The organism is Leucobacter chironomi DSM 19883, from assembly GCF_000421845.1.
GTDB classification, from domain to species: domain Bacteria; phylum Actinomycetota; class Actinomycetes; order Actinomycetales; family Microbacteriaceae; genus Leucobacter; species Leucobacter chironomi.
The window spans coordinates 352,368-372,912 of the sequence record NZ_ATXU01000001.1; the positions used below are offsets into that span (position 1 = coordinate 352,368).

The 20,545-nt window shown below is 70.7% G+C and carries 20 protein-coding genes; 11 read left to right on the forward strand and 9 right to left on the reverse strand.

Translation table 11 applies throughout. The features are described 5' to 3' along the window. Positions 1-182: 182 nt before the first annotated feature. The 7 genes from mtnA to H629_RS0101485 all read left to right on the forward strand — a co-directional run bounded on the left by mtnA (position 183) and on the right by H629_RS0101485 (position 7,268). A complete protein-coding gene (mtnA, locus tag H629_RS0101455; protein WP_024355584.1) occupies positions 183-1,226 on the forward strand; it encodes an S-methyl-5-thioribose-1-phosphate isomerase in 1,044 nt (347 codons plus the stop codon). 40 nt (positions 1,227-1,266) lie between these two features. Beyond that, positions 1,267-2,325 carry a BMP family ABC transporter substrate-binding protein gene (locus tag H629_RS0101460; protein WP_024355585.1) on the forward strand — a complete coding sequence of 353 codons (1,059 nt, stop codon included), beginning with the start codon at positions 1,267-1,269 and terminating at the stop codon, positions 2,323-2,325. A 105-nt stretch (positions 2,326-2,430) separates the two neighbouring features. Beyond that, positions 2,431-4,023 (forward strand): ABC transporter ATP-binding protein, encoded by a 1,593-nt coding sequence (locus H629_RS0101465; protein ID WP_024355586.1) that lies wholly within the window; start codon positions 2,431-2,433, stop codon positions 4,021-4,023. After that, positions 4,020-5,249, forward strand: a complete 1,230-nt coding sequence (locus H629_RS0101470; protein WP_024355587.1) for an ABC transporter permease — start codon at positions 4,020-4,022, stop codon at positions 5,247-5,249. Before H629_RS0101465 ends, H629_RS0101470 begins: the two co-directional genes overlap by 4 nt. Continuing rightward, positions 5,246-6,160 carry an ABC transporter permease gene (locus tag H629_RS0101475; RefSeq protein ID WP_029746435.1) on the forward strand — a complete coding sequence of 305 codons (915 nt, stop codon included), beginning with the start codon at positions 5,246-5,248 and terminating at the stop codon, positions 6,158-6,160. The genes H629_RS0101470 and H629_RS0101475 overlap by 4 nt, the downstream gene beginning before the upstream one ends. Beyond that, positions 6,157-6,690 (forward strand): cupin domain-containing protein, encoded by a 534-nt coding sequence (locus H629_RS0101480; RefSeq protein WP_051137761.1) that lies wholly within the window; start codon positions 6,157-6,159, stop codon positions 6,688-6,690. The genes H629_RS0101475 and H629_RS0101480 overlap by 4 nt, the downstream gene beginning before the upstream one ends. Beyond that, a complete protein-coding gene (locus tag H629_RS0101485) occupies positions 6,687-7,268 on the forward strand; it encodes a TetR/AcrR family transcriptional regulator (protein ID WP_024355590.1) in 582 nt (193 codons plus the stop codon). The genes H629_RS0101480 and H629_RS0101485 overlap by 4 nt, the downstream gene beginning before the upstream one ends. An 82-nt stretch (positions 7,269-7,350) precedes the next feature. On the opposite strand, the gene H629_RS0101490 is transcribed toward H629_RS0101485, so the two are convergent. From H629_RS0101490 to H629_RS0101510, 5 genes are all read right to left on the reverse strand, one after another. Then, entirely contained in the window at positions 7,351-8,325 is a 975-nt protein-coding gene (locus tag H629_RS0101490) for a CPBP family intramembrane glutamic endopeptidase (protein ID WP_024355591.1), read from the reverse strand. Then, on the reverse strand, positions 8,322-9,458 hold the full coding sequence (locus H629_RS0101495) for a DUF1648 domain-containing protein (RefSeq protein ID WP_152485615.1): 1,137 nt from the start codon (positions 9,456-9,458) through the stop codon (positions 8,322-8,324). Before H629_RS0101495 ends, H629_RS0101490 begins: the two co-directional genes overlap by 4 nt. Before the next feature lie 23 nt (positions 9,459-9,481). Further along, the gene (locus H629_RS0101500; protein WP_024355593.1) at positions 9,482-9,877 is read right to left on the reverse strand and encodes a GntR family transcriptional regulator; all 396 of its coding nucleotides are present in this window, start codon (positions 9,875-9,877) and stop codon (positions 9,482-9,484) included. A gap of 213 nt (positions 9,878-10,090) precedes the next feature. Beyond that, entirely contained in the window at positions 10,091-11,254 is a 1,164-nt protein-coding gene (locus H629_RS0101505; RefSeq protein ID WP_024355594.1) for an acyl-CoA dehydrogenase family protein, read from the reverse strand. Positions 11,255-11,294: 40 nt separating this feature from the next. After that, the gene (locus tag H629_RS0101510; RefSeq protein ID WP_024355595.1) at positions 11,295-12,557 is read right to left on the reverse strand and encodes a CaiB/BaiF CoA transferase family protein; all 1,263 of its coding nucleotides are present in this window, start codon (positions 12,555-12,557) and stop codon (positions 11,295-11,297) included. Positions 12,558-12,641: 84 nt separating this feature from the next. Between H629_RS0101510 and H629_RS0101515 the strand changes: the two genes are divergently transcribed. After that, the gene (locus H629_RS0101515; protein WP_024355596.1) at positions 12,642-14,216 is read left to right on the forward strand and encodes a PucR family transcriptional regulator; all 1,575 of its coding nucleotides are present in this window, start codon (positions 12,642-12,644) and stop codon (positions 14,214-14,216) included. Between the two features lie 7 nt (positions 14,217-14,223). On the opposite strand, the gene H629_RS0101520 is transcribed toward H629_RS0101515, so the two are convergent. The 4 genes from H629_RS0101520 to H629_RS0101540 form a co-directional block, all read right to left on the reverse strand. Beyond that, positions 14,224-14,406 carry a hypothetical protein gene (locus H629_RS0101520; RefSeq protein ID WP_024355597.1) on the reverse strand — a complete coding sequence of 61 codons (183 nt, stop codon included), beginning with the start codon at positions 14,404-14,406 and terminating at the stop codon, positions 14,224-14,226. Between the two features lie 122 nt (positions 14,407-14,528). Further along, the gene (locus H629_RS0101525) at positions 14,529-15,149 is read right to left on the reverse strand and encodes a hypothetical protein (protein ID WP_024355598.1); all 621 of its coding nucleotides are present in this window, start codon (positions 15,147-15,149) and stop codon (positions 14,529-14,531) included. Between the two features lie 26 nt (positions 15,150-15,175). After that, positions 15,176-15,694 carry an amino-acid N-acetyltransferase gene (locus tag H629_RS0101530; RefSeq protein ID WP_024355599.1) on the reverse strand — a complete coding sequence of 173 codons (519 nt, stop codon included), beginning with the start codon at positions 15,692-15,694 and terminating at the stop codon, positions 15,176-15,178. Between the two features lie 253 nt (positions 15,695-15,947). Continuing rightward, a complete protein-coding gene (locus tag H629_RS0101540) occupies positions 15,948-18,473 on the reverse strand; it encodes an ATP-dependent Clp protease ATP-binding subunit (RefSeq protein WP_024355600.1) in 2,526 nt (841 codons plus the stop codon). A 203-nt stretch (positions 18,474-18,676) separates the two neighbouring features. Between H629_RS0101540 and H629_RS0101545 the strand changes: the two genes are divergently transcribed. The 3 genes from H629_RS0101545 (at position 18,677) to H629_RS0101555 (ending at position 20,491) form a co-directional block, all read left to right on the forward strand. Continuing rightward, complete coding sequence (locus tag H629_RS0101545) at positions 18,677-19,291, forward strand: DUF2975 domain-containing protein (protein ID WP_084705320.1); 615 nt, start codon at positions 18,677-18,679, stop codon at positions 19,289-19,291. Continuing rightward, complete coding sequence (locus tag H629_RS0101550; RefSeq protein WP_024355602.1) at positions 19,288-19,530, forward strand: helix-turn-helix domain-containing protein; 243 nt, start codon at positions 19,288-19,290, stop codon at positions 19,528-19,530. The genes H629_RS0101545 and H629_RS0101550 overlap by 4 nt, the downstream gene beginning before the upstream one ends. 97 nt (positions 19,531-19,627) lie before the next feature. Then, the gene (locus H629_RS0101555) at positions 19,628-20,491 is read left to right on the forward strand and encodes a MurR/RpiR family transcriptional regulator (RefSeq protein ID WP_029746438.1); all 864 of its coding nucleotides are present in this window, start codon (positions 19,628-19,630) and stop codon (positions 20,489-20,491) included. Positions 20,492-20,545: the final 54 nt, after the last annotated feature.

A 20,545-nucleotide genomic window follows, 5' to 3' on the forward strand; every position in this document is an offset into this window, starting at 1 on the left:
TGGGCCTCCCTCGGTCGGGCACCCTGCCCGACAGTTCACACGCTACGCCTCCGAGCAGGGTGGCGGTGAAATGACACGCGCTCGCTCCTGTGAACGTGTCGTGACCGACTCGTGAACCCGGAAGTCGATGGGGAACGGTATTCTGGTCTGCAGTCATTCGCGATTTCCATAGGGGGCACCGCTTGCGCACGATCGACTGGGTCGACGGAGCCATTGAACTGATCGACCAGACCCTGCTGCCGCACCGCATCGAGGTGCTGCGGGTCACCGAGCTTCCCGAGCTCATCGACGACATCCAGCGGCTCGCGGTGCGGGGCGCCCCGGCGCTCGGCGTCGCGGGTGCCCTGGGCACGGCGCTGATCGCGGCGAGCGTCGCAGAGTCCGGCGGCGACACCGAGCTGGACCAGGACGAGGTGCGCCGTCAGGCGAAGCTGCTGCGCGAGGCGCGGCCCACCGCGGTCAACCTCTCCTGGGGCGTGGATCGGGCCCTCACCCGCCTCGAGGACGGCGCTGAGGCGATCCTCGAGGAGGCGCTCGCGATCCGCGACGAGGACATCGCGGCCTGCGTGTCGATGGGCCTGCGCGGCGCCGATCTGACGCGCGAGCTCACGGGCAAGGACCGCGTGCGGGTGATGACCATCTGCAACACGGGCAGCCTGGCCACGGTCGAGCGCGGCACCGCGCTCGGCGTGATCCAGACCCTGCTGGAGCAGGGCTCGCTCGAGGAGGCCTTCCCGCTCGAGACGCGCCCGCTGCTCCAGGGAGCCCGGCTCACGGCCTGGGAGCTGCAGCGCATGGAGGCACCGTTCCGTCTCATCATCGACTCTGCCGGCCCGTTCCTGCTCTCCCGCGGCATCGCAGACGCGGTGTTCATCGGCGCCGACCGCATCGCGGCGAACGGCGACACCGCCAACAAGATCGGCTCGTTCTCGCTCGCCCTCGCCGCGCAGCACGCGGGGGTTCCGTTCATCGTCGTCGCACCGGAGTCGACGGTCGACATGTCGACGGCGGGCGGTGCGGATATCGAGATCGAGGATCGCGGCGCGGCCGAGGTCACCGGTTTCGGGGGCACCCGCACGGCGCCCGAGGGCATCGGCGCCGTCAACCCGGCCTTCGATGTCACACCGCACGAGCTGATCACCGCGATCGTGACCGAGCGCCGCGTGATCCTGCCGGGTCGCGGCGAGACCCTCGCCAGCGTTCCGCTCGCCGATCTGCGCGTCTAAGCTTCTCCCGCTGTTCCCGTTCCACTCGAAAGGATCATCCATGTTCTTCACCAAGCGTCGCGCCCGCGCGGCACTGATCGCGGGCGCCGCTTCCGCGGCTCTCCTGCTCACCTCGTGCTCCAGCGGCGGTGCCGACACCGAGGGCGGCGACGCCGGTGCCGAGGGCCCCTCGTTCATCTACATCACAAGCGACCCCATCGGTCAGAACGAGTTCCTCAAGTCGGGCAAGGTCGGCATCGACCGCGTGGCCGAGGAGTTCGAGGGCAGCGCCAAGACCTTCGAGTCGAAGGACGACGCGCAGCGTCGCTCGAACCTCGAGGCCGCGATCGCGGAGGCCCCCGAGGTCATCGTGATGCTCGGCTTCCAGTTCGGCGACGTCGCTTTGGAGCTCGCTGAGCAGAACCCGCAGCAGAAGTTCGTGCTCATCGACACCTTCGTCGAGGGCGCGCCCGAGAACCTCTACCAGGCGACCTTCCGCGAGCAGGAGCCTTCCTACCTGCTCGGCGTCGAGGCCGGCCTGCTGACCGAGGCCGACAAGGTCGGTTCGGTCATCTCGCTCGACATCCCGCTGCTCGCGAAGTACTCGGGCGGCTTCGCCGAGGGTGCGAAGAGCGTCAACCCGGCAGTCGAGACCGTCGCTCCGCAGGTCATCGGCGGCGACAACCCGTTCGCCGACACCGCCCGCGCCAAGGAGCAGGCGATCGCCTTCGCCGGCACCGGCGTCGATCAGGTCTTCGCAGTGGGCGCCGCCGCGAACGGCGGCATCATGGAGGCCGCCGCCGAGAAGGGCTTCTCGGCCTACGGCGTCGACGCGAACCAGTGCCCGATGGCTCCCGGCTTCGTGGTCGACGGCACCATCAAGGCCGTCGACAAGGTCGTCGAGACCGTCGTCGGCGAGATCATGGACGGCAAGAGCTCGACCGAGGCGACCACCTCGTTCGGCCTCAAGGAGGAGGGCATGACCATCGTCAGCCTCACCGAGGACGCCGCCGACTCGCAGTGCACCGTCATGGAGAAGCCCGAGGTGCTCGACCAGGTCAAGCAGGTTCGCGATGACATCGTGAGCGGCAAGATCGAGGTCAAGGATCCCACCGCCTGATGACCTCTCCGACAACGCCGCCCGGCTCCGCAGACCCGGGCGGCGTTGTCGGTGGTGTCGCATACACTCAGAACACTCGCAGGGCACACGAATGAAGGAGCGATGATGGTCGCCGAGGTCTCGATGCGCGGCATCACCAAGCGCTTTCCCGGCGTGCTCGCCGACGACAACGTCGACTTCGAGGTCGAAGCCGGCGAGATCCACGCGCTCATGGGCGAGAACGGCGCGGGCAAGTCGATCCTGATGTCGATGCTCGCGGGCGTGTACCAGCCCGATGAGGGCGAGATCCTCATCCGCGGCGAGCGCCGCACCCTCTCCTCCCCCCTCGACGCGATCGATGCCGGTATCGGCATGGTCTTCCAGTCGTTCAAGCTCTTCCCCTCGCTCACCATCGCCGAGAACGTCGTGTTCCGCGCCGAGCCCACGAAGCGGGGCCTCATCGACCGCCGGGCCGCCAGCCGGAAGGTGGCCGAGATCGCAGAGCGCTACGGCCTCTCGATCGACCCCGACGCCCGCGTCGACTCCGTGCCCGTCGGCGTGCTGCAGCGCGTCGAGATCGTGAAGGCCCTGTACCGCGAGGCGCGCGTGCTCATCCTCGACGAGCCCACCGCCGTGCTCACCCCGCAGGAGACCGAGCGCCTCTTCGACGTGCTGCGGGCCCTCAAGGCCGACGGCCGCACGATCATCATCATCACCCACAAACTGGGCGAGGTCATGGCGATCTCCGACCGCGTCACCGTGCTGCGCGACGGGCGCAACGTGGCCCAGCTCGTCACCGCCGACAGCTCCCCCGCCGAGATCACCAGGCACATGACCGGCCGCGACGTCGATCTCACCACCCCGCCCCCGGCACTGGCGCCGGGCGAGGTCGTGCTCGACGTGCGGGGCCTCACGGTGCCCGGCGCCGGCGAGCGCGACGCCGTCTCGGAGGCCGGGCTGTTCGTGCGCTCCGGTGAGATCGTCGGCATCGCGGGCGTCGCCGGCAACGGCCAGGTCGAGCTCGCCGAGGCGATCATCGGCATGCGCCCGGTGACTTCCGGCACCGTCGCGGTGTCCGGTTCCGACCTCAGCCGCTCCACGATCGCCGAGCGCCGCGACGGCGGCATCGCCTACATCCCCGAAGACCGCCACGCGGTCGGCAGTGCGGGCACCGCCGACGCGATCGACAACCTCGCACTCGGCCACCACCGGCGCACGCCGATCCTGCAGCGGGGCCTGCTCTCCCGCTCGGCCATGCTCGAGCACGCCCAGCGGCTGATCCGGCGCTTCGGCGTGAAGATCGCGAGCCCCACCACCCCTGTCGGCACGCTCTCGGGCGGCAACCTGCAGAAGGTGGTCGTGGCACGCGAGCTCGACTACCGCTCGCCGCTGCTCATCGCCGAGCAGCCCACGCGCGGCGTCGACATCGGCGCGATCGAGGCCATCCACCGCGAGCTCTGCGAGTACCGCGACAACGGCGGCGCGCTGCTGCTCATCTCGGCCGAGCTGAGCGAGATCATTTCGCTGTCCTCGCGCATCCTCGTGATGTTCGAGGGGCGGATCGTCGCCGAGGTGCCCAAGCACGAGGCGAACGACGCGCTGCTGGGGCTCTACATGGCCGGCCACGAACCCGAGGAGCGGCATCGCCCGGGTGCGTTCGCCGCCGCGCTCGCCGGTTCGGCGGGTTCGGCGCACGATGAGAAGGGAGCCGCCCTGTGAGCGCTCTGCAGAGAGTCGGACGCTGGCTCGCGGGGCCGATCCCGGTCTCGATCGTGCTGGCCTTCCTGATCGGCGCGTGCTTCATGCTGATCGCGGGGGTCGATCCGCTGAACGGCTACGCCGCCATGCTGCAGGGGTCGTTCGGCACCGGCGCGGGCCTCGCGAACACGCTGCAGCGCGCCGTGCCGATCATCGGCATCGGCATCGCCATCGCCATCGCCTTCCGCGCCGGCGTGCTGAACCTCGGCACCGAGGGGCAGGCGGGGCTCGGAGCGCTCGCGGGCGGCATCGTGGCGATCTACGTGCCGGGCCCCGGTCTGCTGGTGCTGCTGCTCGCTCTCGTGACCGCCGTGGTCGTGGGCGCGGCCTGGGGGCTCATCGCCGCGGTGCTGCAGAACCTCCTCGGCGTGCCGATCCTGCTCTCGACGCTGCTGCTGAACTACCCAGCCCGCTACTTCTCGTCCTGGCTCATCAGGTTCCGGCTCGACGAGTCGAGCTCTGACCTCGTGGCCAGCGACCAGGTGCGGCCCGAGGTGCAGCTCTCGATGATCGTGCCCCGCGACTCGGGCTTCGCCGAGACGCTGCGCGGCAGCCTCGGCGCGACGAACCCGATCACGATGGTGCTGACCGGCGTCAACTGGTCGCTGATCGTGCTGATCCTCGTGGTCATCGCGACGATCTTCATGAACCGCCGCACGCGCTACGGCTTCGAGTCCGGGCTCAGCGGGCAGAACGCCGAATTCGTGCGCTACGGAGGCGTGCAGCCCGGCCCGCTCGTGCTGCGCACGATGGCACTCTCCGGCGGCCTCGCGGGCGCCTTCGGTCTGATGCTCGTGATCGGGGCGCCCAACACGCGTCTCATCGAGGGCTACTTCGTGCAGACCAACTACGCGTGGACCGCACTGCTGGTCACCCTGCTCGCCCTCTACCGCCCGGTCGGCATCGTCATCGCCGGCACCTTCTTCGCCGCGATCATGGTGGGCAGCGACGCGATGGGCCGTGAGCTCGGGCTGTCGCCCCAGATCGCCGCCGTGATCCAGGCGCTCGTCATCATCCTGCTCGCGTTCCGCGTGGCGCTGCCGCGCTTCCGGCGCAGGAGGGCCGCCTCCGACGGCGCGACCGCACCCCCGCCGCTGCCCACCCCGGGCGAGCCGCAACCGGCCCTCACCGGTGCCGGCGTCGCCGAGGCAGCCGAGTCCGCACCCGAGAAGGAGTCCGAGCGATGAACTTCCTCGACCTGTTCGACCAGGACCTCGTCTCCTCGGTGCTGCGCTCCCTCATTCCGATCCTGCTGGCCGCACTCGGCGGCATGCTCGCGGAGCGCGTCGGCATCTTCAACATCGGCCTCGAGGGCATGATCCTCGTCGGTGCCTTCTGCGGCGTCGCCGCCTCCTTCTTCGCGCACAACTGGATCGTCGGCGTGATCGTCGCGATGTTCGCCGGCGCACTGTTCTCGCTGATCCTGGGCTACGGCACGGTCTACCGCAAGGGCGACCCCATCGTGCTCGCGATCGCGATGAACATCCTGGCGGTGGGCATGACGAGCTTCCTGCTCGTCGCGATCTTCGACGTGCAGGGCGTGTTCCAGGATCCGGGCATCGACGGCATCCCCGTGTGGCGCATCCCCGGGCTCGCCGACATCCCCGTGCTCGGGGCGCTGTTCTCGCTCACCCCGCTCGGCTACCTCGCACTGCTGCTCGTTCCGGCTCTCTGGATCATGCTGTTCCGCACGCCCCTCGGGCTGCGGCTGCGCGGCGTCGGCGAGCGACCCCTCGCCGCGGCCACGATGGGCGTCAACCCGCAGCGCTACCAGCTGGGCGCCGTCATCGCCTCCGGCGCGCTCGCCGGGCTCGGCGGGGCGCAGCTCGCGCTCGGCAACGTGGTGCAGTTCACCGAGAACATGTCGGCCGGCCGCGGCTGGATCGCGGTCGTCGCGGTCATGCTCGCCCGCGCCCACCCCGTCGGCGTGCTCGGCGCGGCGCTGCTGTTCGGTTTCGCAGACGCGATCGGCTTCCGTCTGCAGTCGTTCGGCCTGCCGCAACAGCTCACCGATGCCGGCCCCTACGTGGTGACCCTGCTCGTGCTCATCCTCATGAGCAAGCGCTTCCGCAAGACCCGCGAGGCGGCGCTCGCGTGAGCCCTGCGACGGTCGGCGGATCGGCCTCCGAGGCCCTGCCGCCCGAGGCGGCCAGGTGGGTGCACCGTCTGGCTCTCGAACCGCTCGAGCACGAGGGCGGGCTCTTCCGGCGCATGCACCTCGACGAGCACTCGAGCGCCATCTACTATCTGCTGGCGGACCCAGACTTCTCGGCTCTGCACGCACTCGACTCGGTCGAGGTCTACCACTGGTACGCCGGAGCGCCGCTCAGCCTGCTGCTGCTGCACCCGGACGGCCGGGCCGAGCACCGGCTGCTCGGCCCGGACCCCGACTCGGGCCAGTTGCCGCAGCTCGTGGTGCCCCCTGGCGTGATGCAGGGCTCGTCGCCGCTCGGCTCCTGGTCGCTCGTCGGCACGACGATGTCCCCGCCCTTCGCCTGGAACGGCTTCGAGCTGGGCGACCGCACCGAGCTCCAGCACCGCTACCCCGAGGCCGCCGATCGCATCGCCGAGCTGACGCGCCCGGTTTCCGGCCCTTCCTCGGATCCGCGCACTAAGGTAGTCGTATGACCGACGCGAGAATCGTCCGAACCCGGGCCGCGCTGAATCGCGCAATTATCGATCTCGCCACCGAGAAGGCCGTCCCGAGCATCACCGTCTCCGAGCTCGCAGCCGAGGCGGGCATCAACCGGGTCACCTTCTACAAGCACTACACCACTCCCGCCGAAGCGCTCGGCGCCGCCCTCGATCTCGATCTCGACCAGGCCCGCACCCACTTCATCGAGGGCTACGCATCGACCAGCGGCGACCCCGTCGAGCTCTTCCGCACCAGTGTGAGCAAGGTGCTCGACCACATAGACAGGCACCGCAGCCTCTACGAGCTCTCCATCGACTCGCAGCAGGACGGCACCATCCCCAACCTGCTGGCCGACCACTTCACCGCGACTCTCGAGCAGTATCTCGAGAGTCGCGCTCAGTTGCAGCCCCCGCTGCCCGACGTCGACCGCGCCATCGTCGCCCGCTTCTTCGCGCACGGCCTCGTCGGCGCGATCAAGGCCTGGCTGCTGAACGGCTCCTCCGACCATGAAGAGGTGCTGAGCGCGATCGTGGCACTCGCGCCCGTATGGTGGTTCCCCGAGCGCTCCTGAGCCCGCTCACGCGCTCCTGAGCGCTTCACCGCGAGCTCCGGCACCCCGCGCGCTCCTCGGGGCGGCGAGGCACTGGATCCGCTCACGCTGACGGTCGCACGGCGGCCAGCTCGGGTTCGCGCCGCAGCTGCCCCGTGAGGGCGAGCACCGCGATGATGCCCGCGAGCACGATCCAGCCCGCCACCCCCGCAACGCTCGCGAGCGCGGCGTTGAAGGTCTCGGTCTCGCCCGCCGCGACGAGCCACAGGATCATGCCGCCCGTGCCGTTGAGCGCGCCGTGCCCGATCACCGCGGGCCACACCGATCCCGAACGCAGCCGCAGCCACCCGAACACGACCCCGAGGATCGTGCAGTTGAGCGTCATCAGGGCGACACCGCGCCAGTCGAACAGGCCGTAGTTGTGCCCGAGCAGGGTGAGCGGCGCGTGCCACAACCCCCAGATCGCGCCGCTCAGCAGCAGCGACGGCCACAGCCCGAGCGGCCGGAGCGCCGGCAGCAGCCAGCCCCGCCAGCCCAGTTCCTCGCCGAAGCCGACGATCGAGTTGGGGATCACCGCGAGAATCGGGAACAGCGCGAGGTTGACCCCGATGAGCAGGCCCGGGGGCGGCATGATGCCGGGATCCACCCCCTCGGGCAGCGCCGCGGTGCTCGCCTCGACGAAACCGGAGAAGTGCACGAGATCGAGCCGCACCCACCCGAACAGCGCGGCCACCGCGGTCGTGAGCGCGAAGAACGCCAGCGGCGCGAAGAGGGCGAGCAGCGTCATGCCGACCACACGCTTCGCGGGACGCAGCGGCCACATCCCGAGGAAGCGCAGGCGTTCGCTGCGGGGCGTGCGCGTCGCGAGCATCGTCACCAGCGCCGCGATGGCGGGCGTGCACATCATCGCCATGGCGACGACGGTGAAGACGAGCTGAGCCGACGCGCTCTCGAGGTCCATGAGCCAGAGCGGCAGCGCCACGAGCCAGGCCAGCCCGAAGGCCAGCGGCGCGAAGAGGGCGACCGGCCCCCACGGCACCCGTTCGAGGCGGTCCGGCCAGGTCTGGTGATCGGTCATGCCTGTCCTCGCTCTGCGTCGTTCTCGGTTCGGCACTCGTCGTCGGCCTTCCCGCCCGCGGCGCGCTGCGCGGCAGCCGCGAGCACCGCCGCAGCGGTCTCGGCGTCGTCGAGCGTGATGGCGAAGATCCGGCCGTCGCCGCGCGTCGCGATCAGGGCCTCGCCGGTGCGCATGAGGATGCCGAAGCGGCCGGGCACCCAGCGCAGCCCCCATCCGCCGAACTCGGCGAGCGGATTGACCTCGGCCGCCTCCACGCTCTGCACCTCGCTCGCGGACAGGCGGATCACGGGCCAGCCGAGCACCGATCGGGCTTCGAGCCCGTGCTCGTCGATGCGCACCCGGAACCAGACGGTCGTCGAGAAGAGCACGACGACGAGCAGCAGGACGAACAGCATGACGATCCGCGTGACGACGACCGCTCCGCGCTCGTCGGGTTCGAACGGCGCGAGGAAGACGAGCACGGTCGCGGCGGCGAGCACGAGCACCGTCGAGCCGATCAGCCACAGCAGGCCCTTCGCCGGCCGCACCTCACCCAACCACACCGCGCGCTCGCTCTCCGCGAGCGGCAGCGGTTCGCTCTCGAGCACGGGATCCCGGGGGATCTCGACCCGCGGCTGCACGAGCCACGCCAGGCCCGTCGCCAGCACCCAGGCGCCGAAGGCGAGCAGCATCGCCCCGCCGATGTCGGGGGCGTCGTGGGCGTCATCGAGATCGAGCTGCGCCCCGACCGAGGCGAGGATCGTGATTGTGAAGAAGACGGCGTAGCCGAAGGCGAATGCTGTGAGGAATCGATGATACCCGGACCAGACGGGCAGCACGCGCTTCGGCGAGGCGGCCGGCATGCGACCGCTGTAGGCCACGATCATCCACATCAGCGTCGCGATGCCGTAGCCTGCGAGCACGGGCAGCCAGACGTAGGTCCAGGGAGAGCCGAAGCCGTTCGGGCCGCCGCCGCTCCAGTGCGTCGCCGCGGGGTTCGGGATCCTGGGCATCCACACCAGCACCATGATGATCGCGGCCGTGAAGCTCGCGAGGGGCAGCAGCAGTCCGAGCACGCGGGCGACCCGCATCGCGCGCCGCAGATCGGCCCGCTGCCGCGCGGAGAGTGCGAGGTTCGGCCCGGGGCCGCTCACGGCGCGAAGGTGCCGGCGCCCGCTCACGCGGCGACCTCGCTCGATGCGAGACCGAGGGGCGGCTGCGGCTCGGGCGGCGTCTCGGCGACGAGCGCCGCGAGCAGTGCGGGGCCCACGCCGAGCCGCGCGGCGTGATCGACGAGCGCACGCACCTCGCCGCGCAGCTCCACGAGTCCCGCGGCCGCGGAGGTCACCACCGCGCCGCGCCGCCGCTTGAGATCGATCAGCCCCTCGTCGCGCAGCTGCTGGTAGGCGCGCAGCACCGTGTGCACGTTGATGCCGAGACCCGTCGCAACCTCGCGCGCGGGCGGCAGGGGGCCGCCGGGGCCGATGCGCCCGCTCGCCACGTCAGCGCGCACGGAGTCGGCGATCTGGGCGTAGATGGGGCGATCACTCGCCTCGTTGATCCGAATGAGCATGACAATAACTCTATATCAAATAGAACTATTAATGGTGGTGCTCGCCGGCCCGCTGGAATCCCGCTCGAACAGCCGACAGCCAACAGCCCACCTGCATCGGAGGAGGCCCGTGTTTCGGATCGATCGACACAAGTCGATCCGAAACACGGGCCTCCTTCGAGATACGGGTCACCGCCGCGACCCGATCACCGCCGCGACCAGGCGGGTCGCGCCTCAGAAGGCGGCGATGCCCGTCAGCTCGCGACCGATCACCAGCTGGTGCACCTCATCGGTGCCCTCGTAGGTGCGCACCGACTCGAGGTTCGCCATGTGGCGCATCACGGGGAAGTCGCTGGTGATGCCGTCGCCGCCCAGGATCGCGCGCGCGGTGCCCGCGATCTTGATCGCCTCGCGGACGTTGTTGAGCTTGCCGACCGAGATCTGCCCGTACGTCAGGTTGCCGGCATCCTTCAGACGGCCGAGGTGCAGCGCGAGCAGCAGGCCCTTCTCGTACTCCACGAACATGTCGGCGAGCTTCGCCTGGATGATCTGCTTGCCGCCGATGGGAGTGCCGAACACCTCGCGATCCTGCGAGCGCGTCACCGCGGCCTCCAGGCAGGAACGGGCAGCGCCCATGACACCCCACGCGATGCCGTAGCGCGCCTCGTTGAGGCACTTGAACGGCGAGGAGAGACCCTTCGAGCCGGGCAGGATCGCGTCGGCGGGCAGCCGCACGTCGGTCAGCTCGATCTCGGTCTGCAGCGAGGCCCGCATGGAGAGCTTGTTCTCGATGGCGGTCGCCTTGAAACCGGGGGCGTCGGTCGGCACGACGAAACCGCGCACGATGCCTTCCTCGTCCTTCGCCCAGATCACGCCGACCTGGGCGATCGTGGCGAGGCCGATCCACCGCTTCTTGCCGTTGAGCACCCACTCGTCACCCTCGCGGCGGGCGGTGGTGAGCATCGTGTTGGGGTCGGATCCGCCCTGCGGCTCGGTGAGCCCGAAGAAGCCGATGGCCTCGCCGCGCCCCATCGCGGGGAGCCACTGCTGCTTCTGCTCCTCCGAGCCGAACTTGTAGATCGCGCCCATCGCGAGCGAGCCCTGCACCGAGAGCGCGGTGCGGAAGCCGGAGTCGACCGCCTCGAACTCCATCGCCACGAGCCCGTAGGCCACCGACGACGCCCCCTTCAGGCCGTAGCCGTGCATGTACATGCCGAAGGCGCCGAACTCGCCCACCTCGGGCAGCAGTTCGACGGGCAGACGGCGATCCTCGAAGGCCTGGTCGATGATGGGGCGGATGCGCGTCTGCGCGAACTCGCGGGCGCGCAGCTGCCACTCCCGCTCCTCCTCGGTGACGAAGTCGGAGACGTTGAAGAGCTGGTCGATGGTGGTGGTCATGGTGGGTCCTTTGCTCGGCGGGAGGTTTCGGGGGTCGTGACTAGCGCGGCAGCCAGTCGGCGCTCTGGTGCTCGCCGACCGCGGGCGGCGGCGTCTCGTAGCGGGCGGGGGTGTCGGAGAGCAGGATCGGCGTGGCGACCGAGCGCAGCACGTGCTGCTCGCCGTCGGGGCCGGTCGCGACGGTCTCGGCGACCGGGTCGAGGCCGAGCGAGTCGGCGAGCTCGATCGCCTGCGCGATGTTGTTCACGCGGCCGGCGGGGATGTTCGCAGCGGTGAACGCCTCGATCCACTCGGCGGCGGGCCGGGTGCGCAGCGGTGCTTCGAGGGCGGCGCGCAGCTCGGCGCGGTGCGCGACGCGCTCGGGGTTGCTCGCGTAGCGCGGATCGGCGGCGAGCTCGGGCGCGCCGAGCACCTCGCAGAGCCGGCTGAACTGCCCGTCGGTGCCGACGGCGAGGGCGATCGCCTGGTCGGCGGCGTCGAGCGTCTCGTAGGGGGAGATCGAGGGGTGGGCGTTGCCCATGCGTCCCGGCGAGTCGCCGGTCTCCAGCGTCGACGAGGCCTGGTTGGCGAGGGCGGAGAGCAACGAGCCGAGGAGGGTGACCTTGACGTGCTGGCCGCGGCCGGTGCCGGGCTGATCCGCGCCGCCGTCGCGGGCGCGCAGCGCGGCCTGGATGCCGATCACTGAGTTGAGGCCCGTGAGGATGTCGACGAGTGCGACGCCCACCTTGGTGGGCTCGCCGCCGGCCTGGTCGCTCTGGCCGGTGATGCTCATGAGGCCGCCGACGGCCTGCACCAGCAGGTCGTAGCCGGGCAGATCGCGTCCGGCTGTGTCGCCGAAGCCCGAGATCGAGCAGTAGACCGCACCGGGATTCTCAGCCGCCACCGCATCGTAGCCGAGCCCGAACTTCTCCATGGTGCCGGGCTTGAAGTTCTCGATGACGACATCGGCGGTGCGGGCGAGCTCGGCCGCGCGGGCGCGGCCCGCCGGGTCGCGCAGGTCGCACACGACCGAGCGCTTGCCGCGGTTGACGCCGGCGAAGTAGGTGCTCTGCCCGACGGCGTTCACGGGAGGCCGCCACTGGCGGGTGCCGTCGCCCTCGGGGCTCTCGATCTTGATGACGTCGGCGCCGAGATCGGCGAGGATCATCGTGGCGTGCGGGCCCGCGAGCACGCGGGAGAAATCGGCGACGCGGATCCCCGCGAGCGCCCCGCGGGGTTCGACGGCGGAAGCGGATTCCTCTGCGGCGGCCTCGCCCGCGCGAGAGGAGCTCGGGGTCGGATCGGTGCGCGTATCGTCGTTCACACCGTCAGTCTATGGATCGGAGGCGTGCAGGCTTGCGGCAACCTTGCATAGCCTCCGCCTTCGCTCTTGTGCAAGAATCACCCTATGGCCACGCTCTCCGATCTGCTTTCCCTCCCCGATCTGGGGCTGCGGCTCATCCAGGCCGGATCCGGCGACCCCGAGATCAGCTGGAGCTCCGTGACCGAGTTGCTCGACCTCAGCGCCTACCTCGACGGCGGCGAGATCATCATGACCACGGGGCTCGCCCTCGCCCCCGACGACGCCCGCTGGCGCGACTTCGTGGCGAGCCTCAGCCGCGCCCGGGTCGCGGCGATCGGCTTCGGCATCGGCGTCAACCACGACCGCGTACCGCAGCCGCTCATCGCCGCGGCGAGCATGTACCGGGTGGCGCTCTTCGAGATCCCGCTGCCCGTCCCCTTCATCGCCGTGAGCAAGGCCATCGCGGCCCTCATCAGGGCCGATGAACTGCGAGCCGCGCGCGGAGCGCTGCAGGCGCAGCAGCGGCTGCTCGACGGCGCCCGGGGCGGCCAGCGCCCCGCCGAGGTGCTCGCGAGCGTGGCGCAGGCGACGGGGCGGCAGCTCGCGCTCGTCGCCTCCGACGGCGCCGTGCTCGCCGGCACCGCGGGCTTCGCGGCCGCGAACGAGGCCGGCGGCACCGAGCACATCGCCCTCGACCGGGAGTCGTCGCTGCGCCTCGCCGTCGCCGGCAGCACTCCCCTCACCCCCGAGGGGCACGCCGTCATCGCGGCCGGGTCGATGGTGCTGAGCCTCAGCCTGCGCGGCGACAGCGCTGAGGAGACCCGCGAACGCGAACGCTGGGAACGGCTCGCCTCGACACTGCTCGAGGGGAGCGGATCGCCGTCATCCCTCGCGATCCTCGCCCCGTCCCTCGAACTGCCCGAGCGGGTGCGAGCCATCGCGGTGCAGGGCCGCGCGGAAGACGTGGCCGCCTGGCGCCGACGCCCGCGCAGCGGCCTCGATCGGCTCATCGCGCCGGCGACCGAGCACCCCGCGGCGCCCGGTCTCGCGCTCGCCTGGCAGCTGAGCGCCGATTCCGAGGTCGCGCTCGAGCAGTGCCTCGCGGCTGCGAAGAGCCACGATCTCGACGCGGTGGTCGGCCGTCCCGGCCGCCTGAGCGACATCCCCGTGAGCCGGCGCTCGGCCGCAGCCCGCCTGCGCGCGCTCTCCACGACGGCGCCCCTCTACACCGCACCGCGGGTGCCCCAGACCGTGTGGGCCGACCGCGACACCCCGCTGCTCGAAGCGCTGCTGTCCCTCGGCGGCGCGGATCCCGGGTCGGGAAGGCCGGGCGGATCCGCGACTGGGCCCGGCTCGGCCGGATCCGCCGCCGCGGCCGGCGCCCCCGAAGACGCACCCGGCCTCCGGGACGCCCTCAGCGAGCGGGTGCTCGGTCCGCTCTCGCTGCGGGATCCGAGCCTCGGCGATGCCGACCGCGAGCTGCTGCGCGAGACCTTGCGCGCCGTCTTCGACGCCGACGGTCAGCGCGGGCCCGCGGCAGCCGGGCTCGGCATCCACCGCAACACGCTGCGCGACCGACTCGCGCGCATCGAACGTCTCACCTCGCGCTCGCTCTCGGACGCCGACGACCGGGCCGAGCTGTGGCTCGCGCTGCGCCTCGAAGACCTCTCGCTGCGCTGATCCGCACTCAGGTGCCCGCGGCCGGCTCCGGCCCGCCCGCCGCCTCGTGCGGCTCGTGGAGCGCGTGCAGCGCACCGCGGATGTCGCCGTGCAGGAAGTCGTCGATGAGCTCGTCGACGGCGACGGCTTCATCGGTCCCCTGGAGGATCTCCACCCGGATACCGGTCTCTGAAACCTTCTTCTTGTCCATGCCTCACCATAACCCCATTCCTGCCGATTCCGCAGCACCATTCGCCGAATCGTGAGAACCCGCAGGGGCAGCGGCGGGCCACCCGCGCGGCAGCCACGGCCAACCGCGGGCAGCAGGTCGCCTCAGTAGAGCAGGAACTGCGCGGTGCCCGCTCCCTGCACGCCTGCGGCCGCGACGCGCAGGTGGTACGAGGCGCCGCCCGCAGCGACCGGGTCGCGGGTGATCTCGCAGGTCTCGGGGCTGGAGCGCGTGCGATCCCACGCCACCGGCTCGGTCTCGAGCGACGCGCCGGGTTCGAGGATCACGGCGAGGTGCTCGGGGTTCTGCTGGCAGTCGATCGAGCGCCAGACCTGGTCGTCGCCGCTCGTCACGGTGAACTCCATGCCCGCAGTGCCGAGATCCGCCGAGCAGGCCTCCTGGCCCGTGTTCTGCACCGTCAGCGCGAACTGGGGCAGCTCGCCCTCGGCGTAGTCGGTTTTGTCGGTCACGGGCGCGACCTGCAGCTGCGCCGCGTTGCAGGCGGGGACCTCGTCTTCCTCCGCGGCCTTCTTCGATTCGGAGGCCGCGAGATCACTGGGCACCTCGACCTCGCGCGCGTCCTGCGCACTGCCGCTCCCGCCGGGCTTCACGAAGACCAGAACCACCACGGCGATGACGGCCAGCAGCCCGGCGAGCACCAGGATCCGCCGCCTGAGGTAGACCTTCCGATCCTTCGGCCCGACCGGGTTGCGCAGCGTCGACATAGCGTCAGCGTATCCCCGAACGCCCCCTAGAGACGCTTCAGCATGCGCGTGTTGCCCAGTGTGTTGGGCTTCACGCGGGCGAGGTCGAGGAACTCCGCCACGCCCTCATCGCTCGAGCGGAGCAGCTCGGCGTAGACATCGGTCGCGACGAGCGCGGTGTTCTCGCTCACCTCTTCGAAGCCGTGCCTGCTGAAGAAGCCAGTCTCGAAGGTGAGGCAGAACAGCTGTGCGAGACCGAGGTCGCGGGCGCGCACCTCGAGCGCCTCCAGCAGCCGGTGACCGATGCCGCGCCCGAGCCAGTCCTCGGAGACGCCGAGGGTGCGCACCTCGCCGAGCCGCTCCCACATCACGTGCACCGCGCCGTAGCCGATGACGCGATCGGCGCCGTCGGTCGCGACCAGGAACTCGGGGACGGCCGCATAGAGGTCGACGAGGTCCTTGCCCAGCAGGATGCGTCGCACCACGAGCGGCTCCATGAGCGCGACGATGCGCGGCACGTCATCCGTGCGCGCGCTGCGGATGCTGATCTCTGCGGGATCCGTCATCCCCCCAGCCTACTGCGGCCCACCCCACCCCCCCCGCCCTGCCGTTTCCCTCTCCCCGACTCTCCACTCCCCTGCCCTGTCCCCAGCTCACCCGTCCCCGCAGCTCAGGCGGTGGATCGCAGTTCAGACCGGAGCAACTCGCCGAATTCCTCCGCCTGAGCTGCGATCGCCGGCCCGAACGAAGACGCCGGGCAGCGCGCAGACACGACGAAGGGCCCGCTGCCGAAGCAGCGGGCCCTTCGTCGCACGAGAGCTACTCGGTGGTGCCGGGGGTGGCGGCCGTCGACGCCACCGCGGCGGCCGAGGCCGCCGAGGAGTCGCCGTGCGCCTTCTCGGAGTTACGATCGGTCTCGAAGGTGAACTCGCCATCCTCGAAGCCGATCTTCACGAGGTCGCCGGCCAGCAGCTCGGCGCCGAGGATACGCTCGGAGAGCCGATCCTCGATCTCGCGCTGCATGGCGCGGCGCAGCGGGCGGGCGCCGAGCGAGGGATCGTAGCCGAGCTCGGCCAGGCGCTCGCGGGCCGGCTGCGACATCTCGAGGTGCATGTCGCGGTCGAGCAGGCGGTCCTTCAGCTGCTTCACGAAGAGGTCGACGATCTGCAGCAGCTCGGGCTTGGTGAGCTGCGGGAACACGATGGTGTCGTCGACGCGGTTCAGGAACTCGGGCTTGAAGTGCTTCTTCAGCTCCTCGTTGACCTTGCCCTTCATCGACTCGTAACCCACCGAGGAGTCGCCCTCGATCTGGAAGCCCACGGGGCCGCCGGCGATCGCGCTCGATCCGAGGTTGGTCGTCATGATGATGACGGTGTTCTTGAAGTCGATGACGCGGCCCTGACCATCGGTGAGGCGACCCTCTTCGAGGATCTGCAGCAGCGAGTTGAAGATGTCCGGGTGGGCCTTCTCGATCTCGTCGAAGAGCACGACCGAGAACGGACGGCGGCGCACCTTCTCGGTGAGCTGGCCGCCCTCCTCGAAGCCGACGAATCCGGGGGGCGCACCGAAGAGGCGCGACACGGTGTGCTTCTCGCCGTACTCGGACATGTCGAGCGAGATCAGCGCGTCCTCGTCGTCGAACAGGAACTCGGCGAGCGCCTTCGCGAGCTCGGTCTTGCCGACGCCGGTGGGGCCCGCGAAGATGAACGAGCCCGAGGGGCGCTTCGGATCCTTGAGGCCGGCCCGCTGGCGGCGGATCGTCTTGGCGAGCGCCGCGATGGCCTCGTTCTGGCCGATGACACGCTGGTGCAGGGCCTCCTCCATGAAGCGCAGCCGGGAGGTCTCCTCCTCGGTGAGCTTGAACACGGGGATGCCGGTGGCCTGCGCGAGCACCTCGGCGATCAGGCCCTCGTCGACCTCGGCCTGGGTGGCGACGTCGCCCGAGCGCCACTGCTTCTCGAGCCGCAGCCGCTCGGCGATGAGCTTCTTCTCCTCGTCGCGCTTGTTCGCGGCGGCTTCGAAGTCCTGGGCCTCGATGGCCTGCTCCTTGTCGGCGCGCACGACAGCGATCTTCTCGTCGAACTCGCGCAGCTCGGGCGGGCTCGACAGGATCGAGAGGCGCAGGCGGGCGCCGGCCTCGTCGATCAGGTCGATGGCCTTGTCCGGCAGGTAGCGGTCCTGCACGTAGCGGTCGGCGAGGTTCACGGCGGCGACGATCGCGCCGTCGGTGATCGACACCTTGTGGTGCGCCTCGTAGCGGTCGCGCAGCCCCTTGAGGATGTTGATCGAGTGCGGCAGCGACGGCTCGTTCACCATGATCGACTGGAAGCGGCGCTCGAGCGCGGCGTCCTTCTCGAAGTGCTTGCGGAACTCGTCGAGGGTGGTGGCGCCGATGGTCTGCAGCTCGCCGCGCGCCAGCATCGGCTTCAGGATGTTCGCCGCGTCGATGGCGCCCTCGGCGGCGCCCGCACCCACGAGGGTGTGGATCTCGTCGATGAAGATGATGATGTCGCCGCGGTTGCGGATCTCCTTGGTGACCTTCTTCAGGCGCTCCTCGAAGTCGCCGCGGTAGCGGCTGCCGGCGATCATGGAGCCCAGGTCGAGCACGTAGACCTGCTTGTCCTTGAGCGTCTCGGGCACTTCGCCCTTGATGATGGCCTGGGCGAGGCCTTCCACGACGGCGGTCTTGCCGACGCCGGGCTCGCCGATCAGCACCGGGTTGTTCTTCGAGCGGCGCGAGAGGATCTGCATGACCCGCTCGACCTCCTTCTCGCGCCCGATCACGGGGTCGAGCTTGCCCTCGCGGGCGGCCTGGGTGAGGTTGCGGCCGAAGTTGTCGAGCACCTGCGAGCCCTTGGCGTCGCTCTGCTGCTCGGGGGCGCCGACCGTGGCGCTCTCCTTGCCGGCCTGGTAGCCGGAGAGGAGCTGGATCACGGTCTGGCGCACGCGGTTGAGGTCGGCGCCCAGCTTCACGAGCACCTGGGCGGCGACGCCCTCACCCTCACGGATCAGGCCGAGCAGGATGTGCTCGGTGCCGATGTAGTTGTGGCCCAGCTGCAGCGCCTCGCGCAGGCTCAGTTCGAGCACTTTCTTGGCGCGCGGCGTGAAGGGGATGTGCCCCTGGGGCGGCTGCTGGCCGGTGCCGATGATGTCGGTCACCTGCGCGCGCACGGCGTCGAGCGAGATCTCGAGCTGCTCCAGCGCTTTGGCCGCAACGCCCTCTCCCTCGTGGATCAGGCCGAGCAGGATGTGCTCGGTGCCGATGTAGTTGTGGTTGAGCATCTTCGCCTCTTCCTGGGCGAGCACAACCACCCGGCGGGCGCGATCGGTGAATCTCTCGAACATCAATAACCTCCTGGGCTCGGGGTCGCGTCGTCGGTGCGCTCCCGGCCGATGCATCCAGGCTACGGGGTGATGGCGGATCGCGGGGGCCTGTTCGATCTGGGCGTAATGGGGCGGCCGGCGGCCGGCTTCGACTTGACGGATCCGGCGCGATCCGAGTAGCTTATCGAAAAGCGATAATAACGAATATCGATAAAGGAGTGATCGTGACCGTTTCCACCGCCCTGCACCGCCCCTCCACCGGAGACCGAGCGGGCCTCTGGGCCTTCGTCGGCGCCGGCGCCGTCGTCACGATCATCACCGCCGTGCTGGCGATCCAGCGCATCATCGAGCTGCTCGGCCCGGGCCCCGCCCCGGTCGAGGTGCGGTTCCCCGGGCTGCCGATCGAGCTGCCCACCGGCACGGGCGAACTGCCCGCGCAGCTCGAGGCCGCGACGATCCACGTCGACGACATGCCGGTCGCGTCGCTCGTCGCCGGCGTCGCGGCGCCCGTGCTCACGACCCTCGTCACCGCGACCATCGCAGCCTGCCTGATCGCGCTCGCCATCTCGGTGCTGCGAGGCCGCATCTTCAGCCGGCGCAACACGCGGCTCGTCAGCGTCGCGGGGCTCGTCGGCCTGGTCGGCTACGCGGCGTCGGAACTCTGCCGCACGATGCTCGCGAACGGCGCGCTGGCCTGGGCCACCGACCGGCAGCTCGACAACATCGTGTTCGGCGTCGCCCCGGCCCCCTACGTGCTGGCGACGTTCGTGATCGCGCTGGTGAGCACGGTCTTCGTGGTGGGCGAGCGCCTGCAGCGCGACGCCGAGGGGCTGGTGTGAGCCCCGCCGAGCCCGAGGAGGGCCACACGATCCACTGCCGCCTCGACGAGCTGCTCGTCGCGCGCGGCCTGACGCTCACCGAGCTCAGCGAGCGGGTGGGGGTCAGCCTCGTCAACCTCTCGGTGCTCAAGAACGACAGGGCTCGCGCGATCCGCTTCTCGACCCTCACCGCGATCTGCCGCGTGCTCGACTGCGAAGTCGGCGAGCTGCTCGTCATCGACGGGCGCCCGAGGGCCTGATCGGGCGACTGCGCGATCCGCCGCGGGATGCCCAGAGCTCCGGATCCGCAGTTCGCCGCGTCACCTCGCCGACACCCGCGTGCACTACCCTGTCCGCATGTCCACGCACCCCGGAACGCTGGCCGCCGAGGCCGCCGCGAGCTCGGCCCTCGCGCGCATCCGCGTCTACGCCGCCGCGCTCGGCCCGAGCGAGGGGGCGGTCGCGCGAGCGGTGCTGGATCACGCCGCCGAGGTGCCGCAGTGGTCGACGCAGCAGCTCGCCGCGGCCGCGGGCACCTCGGCGGCCACCGTGATCCGGGCCTGCCAGCGGCTGGGCTTCACGGGCTTCCAGCACCTGCGCCTCGAACTGGCGCGGGATGAGGCTCCCCCGGAGGCCGCCCCCGGCGACAGCGTCGACCGGGTGTTCGAGCGCGCCCGCGAGGCCCTGCTGCTCGGGCGGGACGCGGTCGACCGCGCCGCGCTCGCCGAGGCGGCCGCGGCCGTCGCCGGCGCCGGGCGCGTGTGCTTCACGGCCAACGGCTTCTCGGCGCCGCCGCTGCAGGACGCGGCCATGCGCTTCGCCACGATCGGGCGGGCGGTGGAGGCGCCGCTCGACATTCTCGCCCAGCAGTTCGCGGCGCACACCCTGGGGCCCGGCGACGTCTGCCTGGCACTCAGCCACTCCGGGGCGAACGCGCACACCCTCGCCGCCTGCCGGGCCGCGAAGCAGCGCGGTGCGACCGTCATCGCACTGTGCAGCTACCCGCGTGCGCCGATCCCGGAGCTCGCCGACGTGGTCGTCTCCACCGGCGCAGCGGGATCGCAGCACACGATCGACCCCTTCTTCGTGCGCCTCACCCACGCCGTGCTGCTGCACGCACTGGTGACAGCGGTCGCGGGCCGCCTCGGGTCCGCCGAGGCCGTCGACTCCCTCGACATGCGCTCGGTCGTGGCGCACGCCCTCACGGACGCTGACGCCTAGCGCGGTCCCGGCCGGCGCGTTCCCGACTCTTCGCGCGCGGTTCCCTCCCCGTTC

Coding starts and splice junctions, on each gene's coding strand:
- H629_RS0101505 (WP_024355594.1), bottom strand. CDS start 11,254: ATGACCACCACCATCGACCAGCTCTTCAACGTCTCCGACTTCGTCACC.
- H629_RS0101465 (WP_024355586.1), top strand. CDS start 2,431: ATGGTCGCCGAGGTCTCGATGCGCGGCATCACCAAGCGCTTTCCCGGC.
- H629_RS0101460 (WP_024355585.1), top strand. CDS start 1,267: ATGTTCTTCACCAAGCGTCGCGCCCGCGCGGCACTGATCGCGGGCGCC.
- H629_RS0101515 (WP_024355596.1), top strand. CDS start 12,642: ATGGCCACGCTCTCCGATCTGCTTTCCCTCCCCGATCTGGGGCTGCGG.
- H629_RS0101475 (WP_029746435.1), top strand. CDS start 5,246: ATGAACTTCCTCGACCTGTTCGACCAGGACCTCGTCTCCTCGGTGCTG.
- H629_RS0101500 (WP_024355593.1), bottom strand. CDS start 9,877: ATGCTCATTCGGATCAACGAGGCGAGTGATCGCCCCATCTACGCCCAG.
- H629_RS0101555 (WP_029746438.1), top strand. CDS start 19,628: ATGTCCACGCACCCCGGAACGCTGGCCGCCGAGGCCGCCGCGAGCTCG.
- H629_RS0101520 (WP_024355597.1), bottom strand. CDS start 14,406: ATGGACAAGAAGAAGGTTTCAGAGACCGGTATCCGGGTGGAGATCCTC.
- H629_RS0101525 (WP_024355598.1), bottom strand. CDS start 15,149: ATGTCGACGCTGCGCAACCCGGTCGGGCCGAAGGATCGGAAGGTCTAC.
- H629_RS0101540 (WP_024355600.1), bottom strand. CDS start 18,473: ATGTTCGAGAGATTCACCGATCGCGCCCGCCGGGTGGTTGTGCTCGCC.
- H629_RS0101485 (WP_024355590.1), top strand. CDS start 6,687: ATGACCGACGCGAGAATCGTCCGAACCCGGGCCGCGCTGAATCGCGCA.
- H629_RS0101490 (WP_024355591.1), bottom strand. CDS start 8,325: ATGACCGATCACCAGACCTGGCCGGACCGCCTCGAACGGGTGCCGTGG.
- H629_RS0101530 (WP_024355599.1), bottom strand. CDS start 15,694: ATGACGGATCCCGCAGAGATCAGCATCCGCAGCGCGCGCACGGATGAC.